At 27.3% G+C, this 18,169-nt stretch carries 17 protein-coding genes and 1 riboswitch; of the genes, 3 read left to right on the top strand and 14 right to left on the bottom strand.

Annotation, left to right across the window (positions count from 1 at the left end; all coding sequences use genetic code 11):
- Positions 1–66: 66 nt before the first annotated feature.
- Positions 67–172: riboswitch (SAM riboswitch) on the bottom strand.
- 108 nt (positions 173–280) lie between these two features.
- Both ACI48P_RS05740 and ACI48P_RS05735 read right to left on the bottom strand, forming a co-directional pair.
- Positions 281–754: a L,D-transpeptidase gene (locus ACI48P_RS05740; protein WP_475214424.1), complete on the bottom strand. Its 474-nt coding sequence runs from the start codon at positions 752–754 to the stop codon at positions 281–283.
- Positions 755–774: 20 nt separating this feature from the next.
- A complete protein-coding gene (locus tag ACI48P_RS05735; RefSeq protein ID WP_475214421.1) occupies positions 775–1,485 on the bottom strand; it encodes a CPBP family intramembrane glutamic endopeptidase in 711 nt (236 codons plus the stop codon).
- A 181-nt stretch (positions 1,486–1,666) separates the two neighbouring features.
- Here ACI48P_RS05735 and ACI48P_RS05730 point away from each other — a divergent pair, with 181 nt between their 5' ends.
- Together ACI48P_RS05730 and ACI48P_RS05725 are read left to right on the top strand one after the other, a co-directional pair.
- The gene (locus ACI48P_RS05730; protein ID WP_475214419.1) at positions 1,667–2,362 is read left to right on the top strand and encodes a superoxide dismutase; all 696 of its coding nucleotides are present in this window, start codon (positions 1,667–1,669) and stop codon (positions 2,360–2,362) included.
- Between the two features lie 147 nt (positions 2,363–2,509).
- The gene (locus ACI48P_RS05725; protein ID WP_475214417.1) at positions 2,510–3,046 is read left to right on the top strand and encodes a metal-dependent hydrolase; all 537 of its coding nucleotides are present in this window, start codon (positions 2,510–2,512) and stop codon (positions 3,044–3,046) included.
- Positions 3,047–3,101: 55 nt separating this feature from the next.
- Here the strand turns inward: ACI48P_RS05725 and ACI48P_RS05720 are convergent, their stop codons facing one another.
- The 3 genes from ACI48P_RS05720 to ACI48P_RS05710 form a co-directional block, all read right to left on the bottom strand.
- Complete coding sequence (locus ACI48P_RS05720; RefSeq protein ID WP_475214415.1) at positions 3,102–3,782, bottom strand: TVP38/TMEM64 family protein; 681 nt, start codon at positions 3,780–3,782, stop codon at positions 3,102–3,104.
- A 228-nt stretch (positions 3,783–4,010) separates the two neighbouring features.
- Positions 4,011–4,838: a mechanosensitive ion channel family protein gene (locus ACI48P_RS05715; RefSeq protein ID WP_475214413.1), complete on the bottom strand. Its 828-nt coding sequence runs from the start codon at positions 4,836–4,838 to the stop codon at positions 4,011–4,013.
- Positions 4,839–4,981: 143 nt separating this feature from the next.
- On the bottom strand, positions 4,982–6,823 hold the full coding sequence (locus tag ACI48P_RS05710) for an FUSC family protein (protein ID WP_475214411.1): 1,842 nt from the start codon (positions 6,821–6,823) through the stop codon (positions 4,982–4,984).
- A gap of 205 nt (positions 6,824–7,028) precedes the next feature.
- On the opposite strand from ACI48P_RS05710, the gene ACI48P_RS05705 reads away from it, so the two are divergent.
- Positions 7,029–7,229 carry a cold-shock protein gene (locus ACI48P_RS05705; protein ID WP_475214410.1) on the top strand — a complete coding sequence of 67 codons (201 nt, stop codon included), beginning with the start codon at positions 7,029–7,031 and terminating at the stop codon, positions 7,227–7,229.
- 185 nt (positions 7,230–7,414) lie between these two features.
- Here the strand turns inward: ACI48P_RS05705 and ACI48P_RS05700 are convergent, their stop codons facing one another.
- The 9 genes from ACI48P_RS05700 to ACI48P_RS05660 all read right to left on the bottom strand — a co-directional run.
- On the bottom strand, positions 7,415–9,187 hold the full coding sequence (locus ACI48P_RS05700) for a M3 family oligoendopeptidase (RefSeq protein ID WP_475214409.1): 1,773 nt from the start codon (positions 9,185–9,187) through the stop codon (positions 7,415–7,417).
- Between the two features lie 12 nt (positions 9,188–9,199).
- Positions 9,200–10,360 carry a SpoIIE family protein phosphatase gene (locus tag ACI48P_RS05695; protein WP_475214407.1) on the bottom strand — a complete coding sequence of 387 codons (1,161 nt, stop codon included), beginning with the start codon at positions 10,358–10,360 and terminating at the stop codon, positions 9,200–9,202.
- Complete coding sequence (locus tag ACI48P_RS05690; protein WP_475214405.1) at positions 10,357–12,090, bottom strand: [Fe-Fe] hydrogenase large subunit C-terminal domain-containing protein; 1,734 nt, start codon at positions 12,088–12,090, stop codon at positions 10,357–10,359. The genes ACI48P_RS05695 and ACI48P_RS05690 overlap by 4 nt, the downstream gene beginning before the upstream one ends.
- A gap of 470 nt (positions 12,091–12,560) precedes the next feature.
- On the bottom strand, positions 12,561–12,929 hold the full coding sequence (locus ACI48P_RS05685; RefSeq protein ID WP_475214403.1) for a VOC family protein: 369 nt from the start codon (positions 12,927–12,929) through the stop codon (positions 12,561–12,563).
- A 105-nt stretch (positions 12,930–13,034) separates the two neighbouring features.
- Positions 13,035–14,603: a murein biosynthesis integral membrane protein MurJ gene (gene murJ, locus ACI48P_RS05680; protein ID WP_475214401.1), complete on the bottom strand. Its 1,569-nt coding sequence runs from the start codon at positions 14,601–14,603 to the stop codon at positions 13,035–13,037.
- Positions 14,604–14,900: 297 nt separating this feature from the next.
- Entirely contained in the window at positions 14,901–16,115 is a 1,215-nt protein-coding gene (locus tag ACI48P_RS05675) for a NupC/NupG family nucleoside CNT transporter (RefSeq protein ID WP_475214400.1), read from the bottom strand.
- 176 nt (positions 16,116–16,291) lie between these two features.
- Complete coding sequence (locus ACI48P_RS05670; RefSeq protein ID WP_475214398.1) at positions 16,292–16,924, bottom strand: DNA-3-methyladenine glycosylase; 633 nt, start codon at positions 16,922–16,924, stop codon at positions 16,292–16,294.
- Positions 16,925–17,069: 145 nt separating this feature from the next.
- Positions 17,070–17,753, bottom strand: a complete 684-nt coding sequence (locus ACI48P_RS05665) for a GntR family transcriptional regulator (protein ID WP_475214396.1) — start codon at positions 17,751–17,753, stop codon at positions 17,070–17,072.
- Between the two features lie 235 nt (positions 17,754–17,988).
- Positions 17,989–18,169: sodium ion-translocating decarboxylase subunit beta (locus ACI48P_RS05660; RefSeq protein WP_475214394.1), on the bottom strand; the 181-nt coding region annotated here is incomplete at its 5' end.

Raw genomic sequence — 18,169 nt, 5'->3', positions numbered from 1 at the left:
TTTTATAAAATAAATAAAAGCCATCATTATCAATCGATAAAAGAGGGCTTTTTATTTTAGCTTACTCTCTTATCTTTCTTATGAGAAATTCATAAGTAGGATTTAGCACCATGTAATAAATACTGGTTGCTGGGCTTCATAGGGCCTATCCCTCCACCTCTCTTAATAAGATTTCGTAATTTTATTTATTTTTATTAATTTATTGTAGTTTAGTATAATTTCAATTTCAATAATAAAAATACATTTTCCTAAATAATTATTTTTTTTAATTTAAATTATATTATTTGATTACTATGGTTGTATTGGTTGGTATATTCTCAAACATCCATTTTGCGTTACTAGTGGCTAATCTAATACATCCATGACTAATTGCTTCACCTAATCGGTCATCAGTTACATATTCTTCAGTTGAATTATATATTACTGAGTGATAATAATACTCATCTGTAATATGTGTTGCATATTTTGCAAGTGCACTACCATCAATTATTGCTGGATATTTCTCACCAGTTGCAAATACACCTGTTATTGTTGGAGTAGATGGTTTTCCAACAGTACTACTCCATTTGTATTTCATTTCCCAATCATTATCATTTTTTTCGTATATATATGTTGCCCTTTCTTTAATTGACGTTATAACTAAATAATCAGTACTACTAATAATATTATTCTCATTTACAAATTCAGTCATCTTTGAGTTAAATTTTGAATAGTTTAAATTCTTGTTATCTCTATAAACGTTAGATTTATTCATCTAATCCACCCCTTTTAATTCTAAAACAGGTACATATAACCTATTATTACTATGGATACATCTGCTATAATATGGATCGCCCATGAATTCAAAAAATTTTCAGATTTAGTATCCACATAATTAAATATTATTCCTGTAACGAATAATCCTACCAAGCATAATAAAAATATTTCAATTCTAAACCAACCTCTAAAAATACCTATATGGTATAAACTAAATAATCCTGCTGAAAAAATATATGCAAACCTTTTATATCCCATCTTATATAGATTTAAAAATATAAAACCTCTAAAAAAGAATTCTTCTAAAAATGAATTTCCAAAGCTGAAATAAGTAGTTACAAGAAGATAGTTTGCAGCTGTAATCTTTGACTTAGCTTCTAATTCTAAAAAAATAACATCCAGGTTAATCAACTTCTTAAATAATAAAAATGCTCCTATTAATATTGCTCCAGCAACTATCCCTAGACCTATCCCCATTCCTATTGTTTTTTTATCAACAAATTTTAAATTTAATCCTTCTTTAAAAGATGTCTTCTTAACTCCCTTAATCAAAATTATCTGACTTAGTGTAAACAATATTATTTTGCTAATTGTCTTAGTCAAATAATCAGCTAAAAAAACTTGTTCTATGACAAATAGCATCCCTGCGCACAGTATTGCGCTTAACACAATATAATTTCTAATAAATTCTTTGTTTTTGTAATCAGTATTTTCAGTTATATTATTCATTCATAATCTCTCCTATTTTAAGCTAATATTTTAACCTATTTTATTAAGTAAAATTTATATCCTAAATTTAATTCTATTTTTAATAATTATATCCTTTTTAACTTGTTATGGATATATTATTAAAGAAATTTCAAATATTTTTTTGATATAGGTAGCATAATAACTTTGAGGTGATTTTTATATGAAAAAGAAATTATTTATTTGTTTATTAAGTTCTTTATTTATTATGGCACAGTGCATAGGATCCTTAGCTTGTTCTAATCTTCCAGAAGCAAAGTTTAAAGTGGAACCTTTACCTTATGCTTACGATGCGCTTGAGCCTTACATAGATAAAGAAACGATGAAACTACATCATGATAAGCATTATCAGGCTTATGTTGATAAGTTAAATGCAGCTATATTAAAGCATCCTGAATTATATTATTCAAGTCTAGAAGATTTATTGACTAATTTACAATCTTTACCTAGCGATATTGCACTTACGGTTAAAAATAATGGTGGAGGTGCATATAACCATGGTTTCTTCTTTAATATAATGACAGATAAAAAGACTAACCCTAGTGGTAAGCTTTTAAAATCAATTGAAAGAGACTTTGGTTCTTATGACGATTTTGAGGCTTTATTTAAGAAAGCTGCTTTAGATGTTTTTGGTTCAGGCTGGACTTGGCTCGTGGCAGATAAGAATGGTAAACTTTCAATAATGAACACTGCTAATCAAGATACTCCAATATCAGTAAATTTAATACCTATGATAGGAATTGATGTATGGGAACATGCTTACTATTTAAAGTATAAAAATAAAAGAGTAGACTATATAGATAATTGGTTTAATGTCATAAACTGGGATAAAGCACTAGAAAATTACAATAATATATAATTATATTTATTTGCCAATAGCTAATAAACCTAGGTTATTGGCCATTTTTATGGGTATAAAATTATTGTAATTCATTTTTTTTTACTATATAATGGAATAACAAAACATATGTTCATGACACAATTTATAATCATCTGAGGAGGATTTATGGTAAAAGAAACTCATACAAAAGGTGGATACTTATTTGCACTTATCGTTCTTCCTTTAATTAATGATCAGTTTTTAAAGCAATATGATATTATATATAAAATCATATTAATACTTATATATATGTATTTTGCCTACTTAGGTTCACTGTTTCCTGATATAGACATGAGAGGGTCTTACATTAGCAAAAGATTTCCTATATTACATAAAAGTTTTGGTAAGAAATTTAGACATAGAAGTTTTACACATAGCTTAATCTGTATGTCAATGTTAAGTTATTTTTTTGAAATATTACTTTATTACACTCAATATAATATAGTATTTTTATGTTTGGCAAGTGGATTTATTATAGGTAATTTTTCACATATATTTTTAGACTTAATAACAAAAGAAGGAGTCGAATTATTCTACCCCCTTACTATAAACTTTTCTATACTTCCTATAAAAACAAGCTCTAAAGTCGAAAAACTTTTTTGTAAAGCTTTAAACTTTGGTGTTATATTTTTATTAGGATATAGATTTTATCTCTTAATATAATTATTAATAAACTCTATTATTTAACTAATAGAGTTTATTTATCTAACTTTTTTATTCAATAGTCCTGATGTTGTTCTTTATCCATAGTCACTTCTTTTATATATATATTATCGTCTATTTTTAAGCCTCTATGTTTATTATCAGTTAGTTTTATATTATCATGTTTTTCATCATGATTTTCTAACCTTAACTTAAATTTACTTCCTATCTTCCATGATAGGAAAACTAATAGTACAAATGTAACTATCTTTAAAGGTTGAGTAATAAAACCTTTAATATCACTTGCAACATAACTTACTACTACAAACATAACAAATTTACCTGACATCATAGCTGGTAAAAAGCTTTTTATACTTTTTTTACAAAAAGCTGATGCAATAGTAACTAAGCAACCAGGTACAAAAGGACAAGAATATGCAATGAATAATAATTTGAAATCTTGTCTTTCTAGCCATGATATTGCTTTAGAAGTTTTATGATTTCTTAGTTTATTAAAAAGTTTATTGTCATTATATTTACTTATTAATAAAAATAAGGCTGCTGTCCCAAGACTTGAACCTATCCAAGATATTAAAAGACCTGTTCCCATCCCAAATATAGCTGCATTAATAGTTACTATTGCTATTAAAGGTAACACAGGCATAAAACTTTCAATAAAAGTGCTAAATAATCCTACCATCATAGTTAGAATCCAATAATCTTGTGCTAATCTAAATAGCTCTTGAATATATTCCATCTTCTATCTCCCAAAAATAATATTTATATTAATGTATATCTTATTTTAACATGAAATTATTATACTTTTTCAAATTTTTAAATTATATTTTTGTAAATAACACTTTTATTTTAATGGCTATATGACTTATATATTGATTATGATCCACAAATAAATTCCTAATACATAAAAAATAGACTACAAAACACTAATCTATGTTTTATAGTCTATTTATATTTCAATGTGAAATTAATCTATTTTCTTTAGATGAACATCCATTTGTGGATATGGGAAGCTTATTTGCTCATCATCAAATCTTAACTTAACTTCTTCTAATAAGTCAAAGTATATTTGCCAATAATCTGGTGTATTACACCACACTCTTACTGCAAAGTTAATACTACTATCTGCATGTTCTACTATACCTACAAATGGCTCAGGGTGATGTAATATTAATCTGTGCTTTTTAACGATATCATTTAATACTCTTCTTACATGAAGTATATCTGCGTCATATGATACTCCAAATTTAATATCTACTCTTCTTGTATCTTTAGATGAATAATTTATCAAACTACCATTAGATAATGTACCATTTGGAATTAATATTTCTTTGTTATCTACTGTTACTAAGTGTGTATAGAATAAATCTATCTTCTCAACTCCACCCTCGTAACCAGATGTAGCAATATAATCTCCTACTTTAAAAGGTCTAAGAAGCAAAATTATAAAACCTCCTGCAAAGTTTGATAAACTTCCTTGAAGAGCAAGACCTATGGCAACCCCTGCTGAAGCAACTAATGCAGCAAAGCTTGCTAAATCGACGCCCCAGTATCCTAAAACTGGAATCACTAAAGCTACTTTAAGACCACCTGTAAGCAATGACTTTAAGAACTTTATTAAGGTAATATCAACCTCTTTCTTTTCTAATAAATCAATAACTCTTTTTACTACTTTATTAATTATCTTAAATCCAAAGTATATAATTAAAAATCCAATTATTAGTTTAAAACCGCTAGTTGCTATTAAGTCTAATACTTTTTCTACTATAACATTTAAATCTATATTTTTAGTCATAGACAAATACCTCCATACTTCTTATTATTTCTACAATGATACAGATAATTTGACATCACCTATTATATACTACATCATTTAAGAAAGTATGTCTATAAGATTACCACTATTTCAATTATTCTCCATAAGTTTCAAATATTTTATCATACTATAATATTATTTATTTTTTCCTTAATCAAATCAACAATATTATTTAAATTTGATTTGTCTTTTATTCTACTTTTAACACTTGTGTTTTGGTATAAAATTAAATGCTTAATATCACTAATTAATATATTAGATTTTAGTATAAATACTTCTAATGACTTGTCCTTTACTCTTTTATTATTAATTCGTAATTTTTCTTCTATCTCTGAACATAGCATAGTTACTTTTATTAATGTATCATTATTCATATCACTACTACTTATTTCTTTTTTTATTATTTTCATTAATCTTAAATATTTTCTTTTTAAATCTCTTATTGAATCAAAAATACTATAATGGAATATGTACTTATCAAAAATTGTAACTAAAAGTATTCCAATAATCACATATATAAGTCTGTTAAAAGATAGAATATCCAAATTTTCAACTAATGACATAGAAGTTAATGTAATCATTGTTATTGCAATAACCTTCTTATAATATTCTTCATAATAAAAATAAAAGTAAAATGCTATAAAAAGTATTATATTTTTGGGGATTGCATCTTTTACAAAACTAAATATTATTAAAAATAACAATACTCCTATTCCAGTTCCTTTAAGTCTATTCTTTGCTTTTGATCTTGTATCTTCTGAGTATGGTTGTAAAAGTACATATATAGTTATGATTATCCACTTACCATATAAGATATTGAAATAATCAACTATAAACATAGCAATAGATAATGAAATGGATAGTTTCAAAGAATATTTAAATAATATTGAGTCTAAATTTAAATTTTGTTTGAATCTAGTAATCCTTTTAAATTCTATAGGTATTGGATTTTCTTTATTTAATCTATTTAAATTATTGTTAGATGATTTATTTAACTGCTCTATATAATCTTTTATATTTGATATAGCAATAATACTTTCTGTTATATAGTCATTATTTATTTCTTTGTAGTTATTTTCCTTATTTGTGTTATAGTCTATGTATTTTTTATTAGGATTTTTTTCATTTTCATATTTATCAACAAAACTATTTAATATACTATTAAATTCTTCATATAGTTCTTCATCTTCTAAAATTCTTACAATGTATCTAATGTTAATTTTTAAATCTTTTACAAATTCCTTATCAATACTATCTATTTTTTTCCCCATTTCTAATACAATAATATTTATCCTCTCTAAAGCAATAAGTATATAAAAGATAAGCTTAGTTTCATTTGAAAAATAATATTTTTTATAACTTCTATCATTTAAATTAACTATTAATTTTCTTATATTATCATTTATATATACACTTTCTTTTTTGCTATATTTTTCATTAATCATTGATTCTAATTCATAATCAATCTTTATTGCAATATCAATAAATAAAGATTTTGATTTTTTAAAAATAACTTTTTTATTTAATAAAAATTGAACAAACGTTATCATAAATATACCAATAATTATTGATAACAACCTTCTTGGAAGTAACTCAATACCTACTGGACTTGACCATAAAAATAAATAGCACATCAAGAAAAGGTATGATGTAGGTGACTTAAAGTCATTAATATATATATAAGTTACAGTAAATATTGTAATTAAATTTAGTATTAAACTTACAAATACATTCAGAGATCCTATATATGAAATTATACCTAAACTAATATTAAGCACTATAAAAGTAAAGCTCTTATAATAAAGGTTATTGGTAAAGTCTCTACTTAAAAATGTTGCACTTACAAGAGCCATCAAACTTCCTATTAGTGCATTTTCTTCTCCAAACAAAAAAGAATATATATTTTGGACTATTACTATACACAGTGCAGTAATTACGCATTTTTTTACTTTTTCATAGTTCATAATTTTACCTCTACATAACATTTTAAAAATATTTTTCTGCTATTAATAATATAATATGCCCATTTTTCAAAAAATTTAAAAATTTTTCTAATTATTTTCAAATTAGCCTTGATTTTTTTAATTAGATTTGTTAAAGTTAGATAACAAGCTTAAGTACAAGTGTTACATAGTTTGGATTTTTTTAAATAATTGGAGGTTTTTTCAAATGAAAAACGGAATAGTAAAATGGTTTAACAGCGAAAAAGGATTTGGATTCATATCTGTAGAAGGAGAAGACGATGTATTCGTACACTTCTCAGCTATACAAGGAGATGGATACAAGACTTTAGAAGAGGGTGAAAAAGTTAGCTTCGACGTAACTAAAGGAGCTAGAGGACCTCAAGCTGAAAACGTAACTAGATTATAATTAATTTTTATTAATATATATCTACAAGAAGAAGCTAATTTTAGCTTCTTTTTTTATGCAACTAACCATTATAAAAAGCTAAAGACATTATCTAATTAATAATATCTTTAGCTTTTTTGTTAAATATAATCCTCCTATATTCAGTTACTATAATTTTATAATAAATTATCAAAGACTTTTCTATATTACTTACTTAGCTCTATAAACTTTTCTATATCTTCTTCAATAGTCTTTAGAGAATTTCTCCAGAACTCCTTATTGTGAATATCAATACCCATAACTTTCGTTACATCAGCAATCTTATTTTTACCTGTTATTGAAAGAAGTTCTTCGTATTCTTTAGGGAAACTATCACCCATTTCAAGATATTTTGCATATAATCCTTTTGCAAATAAAAGTCCAAATGCATATGGGAAGTTATAGAAATTGCTATCTGCATAATAATAATGAGGTTTCCAAGTCCACATATATGGATGTAGGAAATTTGGATCTAGCCCATCACCATATGCTTCTTTTTGAGCATTTATCATAAGCTCTTTTATCTCTTCTACAGATAGTGCGCTTTCTTCTCTCTTTTCAAATAAAGATTTCTCAAATAAAAATCTTGAGTAAATATCAACTATAACTTGAGTGCAGTCGCTTATTTCAGCTTCCAAAATTGCAAGGGCTTCTTCTTTTTCTGCTTTTTTTATTGCTGCTTTTTTTATTATTGTTTCACAGAATGTTGAAGCAGTCTCCGCTATTGGCATCGGATAATCAGAGTTTAGTGTGGTTTCTTTGTTTAAACACTCACCATGGAATCCATGGCCTAATTCGTGTGCTAATGTAACAACATCTCCAAAGCTATCTCCATAATTAAGTAAAAATCTACTCTCTCCTATACAGTGAAGGTTGTTGCAGAAGGCTCCTCCAACTTTACCTTCTTTAGGATATACATCTATCCAGCTATTATCTATTGCTTTTTTTGCAAAATCAGCTAAGTTATCACTAAATGTTCTAAAGTTATCTATTACAAATTTACATCCATCTTCATATTTAAACTTCATATCAGCTTCAACTACTGGTGCATATAAATCATAGAAAGGTAATCCATTTTTATGTCCTAAAATCTCTGCTTTTCTTCTTAAATATTTTCTGAATATAGGGAGACTCTCTATCATTGCATCAAGCATTGAATTTAAAGATTCTTCATCCATTCTTGAATCTATTAAAGTTTCTTCAAGAGGAGATTTATATCCTCTAAACTCACAAACTGTCAACACTTCTCCTTTTATTGCATTAAGAGCTGCAGCTACTGATTCTTCAACCTTTTTATATGATGCTATTTCTGCCTCATATGCTTTCTTTCTAACGGCTTCACTTTTATCATTTGCCATGTTAAGTACTACAGTTAATGGTAATTGTTTATCTTCACCATCTATCTCAATGTCAACTTTAAGTGTAGATATCATAGTATCTTTTAACTTTAACCATGCATTTGAGCCTGTATTTTTCATACTTGCTATTATATTTTCTTCTCTATCACTTAATGAATATTTACTTTGCTCTACTATATTGTTTAATATAAATTTATGTTCTTTAAGTATTTCTGATTTTTCAATAATACTATCAATATCCCTGATTTCACTAATATACTTTTCAACCTTTGTGGATGCCTCAACAATATTTGTCATTATCTTGTCTAAAATATCAGAGTATCTTAATCCATCTTTATCCTTTGTATCTACACTTAAAGCAAGATTAACAAAACTACCTAATCTATTTACAAGTTCATCTAAGTCTGAAAATTTATTAATGTATTCCTTAAGTTTTCTATCTTCATCTTTATGCTCTTTTACAACTTCATTTGCCCATATATTTATATCCTCTATAAGCTTTTTTAGGTTTTCAACATCCTTTTTAAATTCATCACTATTAAATGATGGATATATCTCACTTAAATTCCAATTATATTCCATATCTTCACTCCTTTAATAAAATTCTACCTCTACGATTTTACCTAATTCTATAAGTACTTGTTTAAGCTCATTTAAAACATATAGTTTTATACTCAGCTCATTTGGAAAATCCGGATTTTGATGAGCAGGATTTATAGCTCTACCAATTATCATCTTAACATGAGTACAATCTTCATAAAGCATTCTTGCAAGCATTGAAGCACCATCTTTTTCGTAGATAAACTTTAAATCGTTTGCTACTTTGAGTAGCTCTAATTTCTCCGTTGCCTTTTTAATTGTAAGTACCCCTTCTGTAACAAGATCTATACCTTTAATATACCCTATTGGTGGTACTTCTTTGTCCTCAATATTAAAATTTGCTTTAACTTGTGTTTTTAGCTCTCTTGCTACAATGTTAGCTGCTGTACCTCCGCAAACTATTTTATTACCTGATGTACTTATAATTTTTTCTACTACTTCTTTATCAGATTTAGGGTCTATTGGTGGGCCTGAAAATACTACTGCTTCTTTAGGTCTAATCGCCTTTATAGTCGCAACTGTAGCATCATCTCCTGGCTCTTGAATATATAATTGATCGCATGCTCCAAGTAAAATATTTGTAACCATTTTTGCAGACATGTCTCTACTTATATTCTTCATTAAATATTTTAACACATCTTCCCATTTCCATCCTAAATTTAGTACTTTTCCTGCTCCCGCATGTATTACTCCATCACTTACACAAACTAAGATATCTTTTTCTTTAATTTGAAATTGACTTTCTTTTATGCTTCTTCCATTTATCTCATGAGTTCTCCATTCTACAGTCTTAATTATCTTGTCGCTTAAAATAAAGATGCTTGGATTATCAAACTCAACAACATATGTCATTCCATCACTGTCTATTTTTATTATTGTAAAAGTTGAATATGCAAGTTTTCTAATCGAACATACAGGTAATGTTTTACTTATAGTATCTACTACTTCCTCTAAAGGCAATCCTTCTTTTAACATTGTTATTGCGATCTTTGATGTAAGTGTCGCCAATATATTTGCTTTCACTCCACTTCCCAGCCCATCTGACAAAACAGCTATAAATGTCTTTCCATCATTATAAAATTCTACTTTATCTCCACATAACTCTTCTCCATATTTATTTAGGCTACCACTTGCAAAATCTACAAAGAAATTCATAGTCTTTTACCTTCTTCATTAATAAGATTTTTTAACTGAGTAAGAGTCACTTTTGTTTCTGCAGTTGTTTCACCTAATAAACTAGCTATTTCTTGTGCTACTATCATTTGATTATTTATTACTTTTTGCGCCATATTCACAGCATTGATTTTCATTTGTTGGTATTTAATTTCTTTTAATTCATCCTTAGTAATATCATCAGCTATCCAAAGTATTACTTCACTTTCTTCTATACCTATAATATTTTGTATTACTGTTGAATCATTATACGGTATTTTTATTTTGTCTTTTAATATATCTTCTTTGTCATCTCTTACCTTTGCAAATTTTTCTTCTTCCAAAAACATAACTACTGGTATAGGCTGTTCATTATTTGCTCTTATGTCGAAGAATTTTTGAGCAGCTGGGTTCATATCAATAATATCTAAATCCTCATTAACCACAAGTATTAAATTTGGTGTTGTCTCAAATATTACATTTGTTAAACGTTCTGAGTTTTGACGCATAAAAGGCAAGCACATACTAAGTTCTGCCATTCCATTAAAAACTGCAACTGCTTTCTCCCTACAGGTCTCATATCCACAGTTTCCACAGTCTATCTCATCTGCTTTTGTATATTTTCCTAACTTATTTAAAATCTTAGTAATTTCTTCTTCAGTAGGAACTTTAAGCGGAATATTAAGATTTTTAAACTCCTTATATATAGAAATACTCTGCAAATTATCACATAATTTACAATCTGAAATTTCTGCCTTCTCTTTACTTAATAAGTTATTACTTATATTAATATTAACGTAATTTTCTAGATTTTCTCTACGCTCATAATAACTAGTATTATCTTTTGGCATTCCCGAACCACCAAGACAACTATTTCTACATAAACTCATTTCGAATAATACATTTTCAAATCGATGATTCTTTATTCCCTCAATAGTCTCTATACAATCCTCTATTCCATCAATATAAAATATTTTTCTCTGAGGATTTTTATCTTTAAGCTCTTTTGTAGGTTGCCCGACTATAGGAAATAACTTTCTTTTTTCACAATTACAATCAAACTTCCCCTCTTCTATTTCATCTAAATCTATGTTTGCTTCTTTTATCCATTTGTTAAGCTCATCAAAGGTAAGAACACCATCTATAGATATTTCGGCATCACCTTCTACTTTTTTTGCTAAACAAGGTCCAATAAATACTACCTTAGAATCCTCACCATACTTCTCCTTTAATAGCATAGAGTGACAAATATATGGTGGAATAACAGGTATTAAACTTGGCAACAGATCTGGATAATGCTTTTGAATCAAGCTAGATACTGATGGACAAAAACTCGTAATATAATTTTTCCCATCTTCTTTATTAGCATAATCACTATATACTTTCATTATAGGCTCAAGACCTGATACGGTTTCTTCTATATGATTAAATCCTAATATTCTTAAAGCTGTAAGTAATTTATCACTATTTATACCATAAACTGCCGCGAAGCTAGGAGCTAATGATACTACCACCTTGTCATTTTCTCTTAGATAACTTTTTACAAGTCTTACATCTGATTTAACTACATTTGTGTATTGTCTGCATGTCTTAGAACAATTCCCACAAACAATACATCTTTCTTTTATAATATTTGCCTGACCATCTTTAACCCTAATAGCATTTACTGGGCAAGTTCGCACACATGCATAACAATTTCTACATTTTTTTTTCTGAAATTTACTAAACCACATAAATAAACTCCCCTAAACTTATAAATATGATAATATATTTTTTTCAAACTTTTCACTAATATCCATTTTAGAAACAGAAAACACTACACCTATCCTCTAAAATTCCTAGAACAGTCTTACCTCTAAAATAATTCTAGTCTAACATTACTGATAATACTATAAAAACTTTTCTTAAAATATTATCAATTAAAAATCATAAAATTCTTACATATAAAAAATTCGCTTTGCTAATGTCGCCAAAATTGCATGTCGTCAACGTCCATTTGGCAAGCTTTGAGCAACTACGTTGGCGAAGCATTTCATGTCCCGTTACTTAAACGACTTCGTCCGTTGTTAAAAATCTTTTTTACGCTCAAAACCAGTTTATTAATATTACTTAGGTTCAGAAGTTATCCATATAGTTCGAATTATTATAATATCCTTAAGCGTAAAAAAGGCTTACCAAAAAATATTTTGATAAGCCTTTTTTATTATTTAGATGGTAATATTTCTATCCAGTAGTTATCTGGATCAGCTATAAAGTATATTCCCATAGCTTTATTTTCGAAACATATACATCCCATTTCCTTATGTAATTCATATGCAGCATCAAAATCATCCACTCTTAATGCCAAGTGGAATTCATTATCTCCTAAGTTATATGCTCTATCCCAATCTCTTAACCAAGTTAACTCTAATGTATGGTTGTTTACCCCATCTCCTAAGTAAACTAAGATAAAACTTCCATCTTCAGCAACATGTCTTCTAACTTCCTCAAGACCTAAAGCTTTTTTGTAGAATTCTAAACTTTTTTCTAAATCTAATACATTAAAATTGTTATGGCAAAATGTAAATTTCATATTATCTCTCCTTCTATAAATCATTAATATAATACTATAATATAGTAAATTAAATTTAATTTAAAGTAAAGTAGTTACTTTTTTGTATGTATATGTAAGTTTATATTAGCTTTTTCTTATTAGAGATTTTAACTTATTAGTAGCTCCATCAATAATTTCATTTGCTTCTTTAACCTTAAAAATCATTACTAACGCAATATATACTAATATTCCTATAGATACACTTATAAATGAATCTATACCAATTAACTTCCTTATACCAATATCTAAAAGATAAGCATGATTAAATATATAATTGTATATTAACTTGATTATAACACCCATTATAAGTGAAGCTACAGTAACCTTAGTAAAAGTAATTGCCATACTTTTAAAACCTAATTTTCCAATCTTCTTTCTTAAACTAACAAAAAGTAAACATGCCGTTACTATAGCTGCTATGGAGTTAGCTAATGCTAAACCGCCTATACCCATCATTTTAACTAATATTATTGATAATACAATGTTTATCACAACTGATATACTTGCATTTTTTACAGGTGTTTTAGTATCTTGCAATGAATAGAAAGCCTTCGCTAAAATATCTCTTAGTCCATATGCTACCATACCAACAGTGTAATAAAATAATGCTGTAGATGTTAATTGTGTAGCTCTAGCATCAAAAGAGCCCTCTTCAAATAGCATTCTTACTATAGGAGTAGATAAACCCATAATGATTATTGTAATTGGAACCATAATAACAATTATTAAGTTTATAGTCTTTGATAAACTACCTTTAAATCCCTTAATATTATTTTCGCTAGCAAGCTTTGATAATATAGGATACATTATAGTTGTAAGTGATGTAACCAATATTCCAACAGCAAATATACTTAGCTTATTAGCATAATTAAGAGCTGTAATACTACCCACTTCAAGCGTTGATGCCAAACTTCTATTAACAACAGTATTTATTTGATTTACATATGAACCTAAAAATACTGGCATTACTAGAAAAATCATAGCTTTGACATTTTCATCTTTAAAGTTTACCTTTAAACTATGCTTATATCCACTCTTATACAGAAATGGTAGTTGAAATAATAGTTGTGCCACATAAGCAAACAATGTCCCTATTACCATTACATAAGAGTTTGTCATTGCTCCTAAAATTATTGATATTATTACAAATACGTTAAATGGTATAGTAACTAGACCTGAAATATATACATTTCCTTTTGCTATAATAAAGGAAGATATTAATCCATTTGCTGCTATAAATACCATACTGAATAATAAAATTCTTGCGTAATTAGTTGTAAGATTAAATCTATCACTATCAAAGCCCATGGCAAATATCTTTACTATGTATGGAGTAAATAACAGTCCTAATATTGTAAGAATTATACTTATTAATACAACTATATTAAGCACGTTACTAGTAAAATTATTTACTTCCTTTTCACCTTTACTTTCTTTTACCTTAAAAAACATTGGTATAAAAGTTGTACCTAGTGCTGCACTAATTCCATCAAATAACACAACAGGTATATTAATTGCAGTTAGATAAGCATCAGTTATGTTACCAGCCCCAAAAGATTGTGCTAGTACAATATCTCTAAAAAAGCCAGTGGTTTTAGAAATAAGTATTATACACATCAATATAAAAGCTGCTTTTTTAGTTTTATGCGACATAAAAACCTCTTTCTAGCCTGTTTATTTAATTAATTATTTTACTATTTATATTACTACTATTAAATAAGGAATAAAAGTCTTTTATCTATTTTTTCCTACTTATTTCATCATAAATTCATAAATAATTCACAGTTCTAATTTTATATTAACTAGTATTATATATATAATAGTTCTATAAACATTTTATTTTGCATCTTTTAAACTTATTTTATATATCTAACTGAATATATAAAATAAGACTACTAGAAGTTATTTCTTCTAATAGCCTTATTTCTATATTATATATTTAACTTTTATTTATATTGCTACTATTAATCCTACTATTAAAGCACTTAATAAACTTACTAAGAATCCTCCTATCATACCTCTAAATGCAAGTTTTGATAGTTGTCCTCTTTTCTCTGGACAGAATACTGATATACCAGATATACAAATACCCATACTTGATATATTTGCAAATCCAGTAAGAGATACTGCTAGCATTAACCCTGTTCTGTAATCTAAAGTTTGTAACACTTCTCCTAGTTGTCCAAATGCCACAAACTCATTTAATACAAGTTTGCTACCTAATAATTGACCTGCTAGTAATACATTATCTCCTGATAGACCCATTAGATATCCTATCGGTGCAAATACGTATGATAATATTAATTCTAATGATAATCCAAATACACCTAATAATCCGTTTACTAACGCTACTAAAGATATTATTGCTATTAAAGATGCACCTATTCCAAGAGCCATTTGAAGACCATCATTTGCCCCTTGTGAAATAGCAGATATAAGATTTTCATTTCCACCCTTACTATCTATATTGATATCATTACTTAGATTTTTCTCATTTACTTCATTTTTATCTTCTGGCAGTATTAGCTTTGATACTATTATACTTCCTAATGGTACTAAAGCACCACCTATTAATAAATACTCCATTGGAATACCCATTCCTGCATACCCCATAAGAACTGTAGCTGACATACTACCCATTCCAGATATTAAAACCAACATTATTTCACTTTCAGTCATTCCTGATAAGTATTTACTTACAAGTATTGGTGATTCAGTTTGCCCTAAGAACATGTTTGCAACAGCTACAAAGCTTTCTACTTTACTTGTTCCTAATACTTTTCCTATTAATCCACCTACAGCTTTAACAACAAATCCTATTACTCCAAGGTAATATAGTGCTGCTACTAATGCAGATATAAATATTATGTTTCCTAATACTTGTATACCAAATATCATTCCTGTTGGAGCTGATGCATCTCCTAAAGATCCAAATATAAAAGATAATCCTTCCATACCATAACTTAATATATTTGTTACTACATCAGATACTCTTTCTAAAGCTACCCTACCTAATGGGAATTTTACTAATAAGAAGGCTAATACGAATTGTATTATAAGTGCCTTTATTATCATTTTTTTATTAACATCTTTTTTGTTAGATGATAATAAATATAAAGTTCCTAATAATACTACTATTCCTAGTAAATTTAATATTATTGTCATTTTTCTCTTCCTTTACTTAATAACTTTTATATGTAATTTTGTCGTAATTTGACGAATTATATTATAACCTTTTTCTAGTGTAGTTATCAAGGCTTTTTAGTGTTTTTTATTTAGATTTCTAACATCTTATCATTTTATATCTAGTCAAATATTTTTATTTAATAATTGACATATAATTATTTCTTTACTGATACATATTTATTGTTATCAATGTAAAATCTCCACAAATAATCCTTTGCTTCTCCTGCATAATCTATATTTATTCTTTTACTGCTAGAAACTTGGAACTCTTTAGAGCCTATTACTTTATCTGTACCATCATAATAATAATCTTTTATAGTTAACTCATTATCTAAAATATCCTTACCATTTAAATCTTTATCTATTCTTAGAGCCATACAAAGCTTTCCAGGACCATTAGTAATGTTTTTCTTTTGATAATTACTTAAACTTTCGTAACTTTTTTTGTACCTGTTATATGAAATTTCATCTAAATTATTAATTGGCTCCACTGATCTTATTAATACACACTGTGGATTGTCTTTTATATTTGCAGATAAATTCAAACAATAATACATTCCATAAATTAAGTATACATATATGTGCCCACCATCTAAGTAAAGAGGCCATGTTCTTTGAGTTTTCTTATCATTATATACATGAGCACCTTTATCATCAATTCCCATATAGGCTTCTGTTTCCACTATTCTAGTTATAATTTCTTTATCTTCATATTTTCTTATTAAGTACTTTCCTAATATTGATTTTGCAAGTTCTATTCCATCTTGCCTAAAAAAATTTCTATCCAAAACTCTTTCCCCTTTCTTGTATAAATTTAGTTTAGCTATTTAGTTTTTTTTAATTCATAGATTTTATTTTTATTTTAAGTACAAATAAACCATAGGCTTTAAAATTTTAATTCCTATGGTTTAAGTATTTTCTATTCATCATTATTTATATTTTAGCATTTGCAACATAACTTGCAGTAAATCTCTTTTTAGCACTTGATACATGTATCCTAGCTTGTTGTTCAGCAAGTTCTTCATTACCAGAATCTATACTTTCAACAATATCTTTATGCTCTTTTAATACATCTTGTCTCTTGCTCTCATCAACTAAACTGACTTTTCTTAGTGATTTTAGATATTCATATATAATTTGTAATTGTTCTACTAATCTTTTATTTTTAGTCGCATTTAATATAATATTGTTAAATTCATTATGAGCTTTAAAATAATCAACACTATTATTTGCATTCATATTAAATTCCATTATATCTATGATTTCTTTTAATCTTCTTATTTCTACTCTAGAAATATTTAAACACGCTAGCCTAACTGCTAGTCCTTCAAGTACTTCTCTTAAATCATATATTTCCATAGCATCATCTATAGAAATACCTTTAACTAATGTTCCTTTTCTAGGTACATTAACTGCTAAACCTTCAATTTCTAGTTGTCTTAATGCCTCTCTTACAGGAGTCCTGCTAACCCCCATACTAGATGCTATAACATTTTCTACCAATCTATCTCCTGGCTTTAACCTATTTTCAAAGATAGCATTTCTGATTTCTCTTAGTACAGTCTCTCTTATTGGTCTTAAATCATTATTTTCTATTTTATCAAATGTAACTTCCATTTTGTGTTCCCCTCATTCATTATCTATTATCAGATTATAATAATAGATTATACATAATTATGATTTTTTATCAACATTTTTTCACTTTTTACATTAAAGGTATTTATACCTAATGTTTTACTAACACCCTATTTTAACACAATATCCAATTAATATGTTAATTAAAAATACACTTGATAAGTTTTACTTAACAAGTGTATTTTATATAAATATGATTTATATTGTAGTCTTAATTTTATGCGAAGAACTTAAGAAGTACCCCTGCTGCAACTGCTGATCCTATAACACCTGCTACATTCGGTCCCATAGCATGCATTAATAAGAAGTTTGTAGGGTTTTCGCTTTGCCCAACTTTTTGTACAACTCTAGCTGCCATTGGTACTGCTGAAACTCCAGCTGCACCTATCATTGGGTTA

This window comes from Romboutsia sp. LXY-2 (genome assembly GCF_056171995.1).
The sequence above is the reverse complement of the archived record's forward strand: the minus strand, read 5'-3'. Positions and strand labels throughout refer to the sequence as shown.

Excerpts from the sequence above, each read along its gene's own strand:
- ACI48P_RS05740 (WP_475214424.1), bottom strand. The coding sequence starts at position 754 with ATGAATAAATCTAACGTTTATAGAGATAACAAGAATTTAAACTATTCA.
- ACI48P_RS05735 (WP_475214421.1), bottom strand. The coding sequence starts at position 1,485 with ATGAATAATATAACTGAAAATACTGATTACAAAAACAAAGAATTTATT.
- ACI48P_RS05730 (WP_475214419.1), top strand. The coding sequence starts at position 1,667 with ATGAAAAAGAAATTATTTATTTGTTTATTAAGTTCTTTATTTATTATG.
- ACI48P_RS05725 (WP_475214417.1), top strand. The coding sequence starts at position 2,510 with ATGGTAAAAGAAACTCATACAAAAGGTGGATACTTATTTGCACTTATC.
- ACI48P_RS05720 (WP_475214415.1), bottom strand. The coding sequence starts at position 3,782 with ATGGAATATATTCAAGAGCTATTTAGATTAGCACAAGATTATTGGATT.
- ACI48P_RS05715 (WP_475214413.1), bottom strand. The coding sequence starts at position 4,838 with ATGACTAAAAATATAGATTTAAATGTTATAGTAGAAAAAGTATTAGAC.
- ACI48P_RS05710 (WP_475214411.1), bottom strand. The coding sequence starts at position 6,823 with ATGAACTATGAAAAAGTAAAAAAATGCGTAATTACTGCACTGTGTATA.
- ACI48P_RS05705 (WP_475214410.1), top strand. The coding sequence starts at position 7,029 with ATGAAAAACGGAATAGTAAAATGGTTTAACAGCGAAAAAGGATTTGGA.
- ACI48P_RS05700 (WP_475214409.1), bottom strand. The coding sequence starts at position 9,187 with ATGGAATATAATTGGAATTTAAGTGAGATATATCCATCATTTAATAGT.
- ACI48P_RS05695 (WP_475214407.1), bottom strand. The coding sequence starts at position 10,360 with ATGAATTTCTTTGTAGATTTTGCAAGTGGTAGCCTAAATAAATATGGA.
- ACI48P_RS05690 (WP_475214405.1), bottom strand. The coding sequence starts at position 12,090 with ATGTGGTTTAGTAAATTTCAGAAAAAAAAATGTAGAAATTGTTATGCA.
- ACI48P_RS05685 (WP_475214403.1), bottom strand. The coding sequence starts at position 12,929 with ATGAAATTTACATTTTGCCATAACAATTTTAATGTATTAGATTTAGAA.
- murJ (WP_475214401.1), bottom strand. The coding sequence starts at position 14,603 with ATGTCGCATAAAACTAAAAAAGCAGCTTTTATATTGATGTGTATAATA.
- ACI48P_RS05675 (WP_475214400.1), bottom strand. The coding sequence starts at position 16,115 with ATGACAATAATATTAAATTTACTAGGAATAGTAGTATTATTAGGAACT.
- ACI48P_RS05665 (WP_475214396.1), bottom strand. The coding sequence starts at position 17,753 with ATGGAAGTTACATTTGATAAAATAGAAAATAATGATTTAAGACCAATA.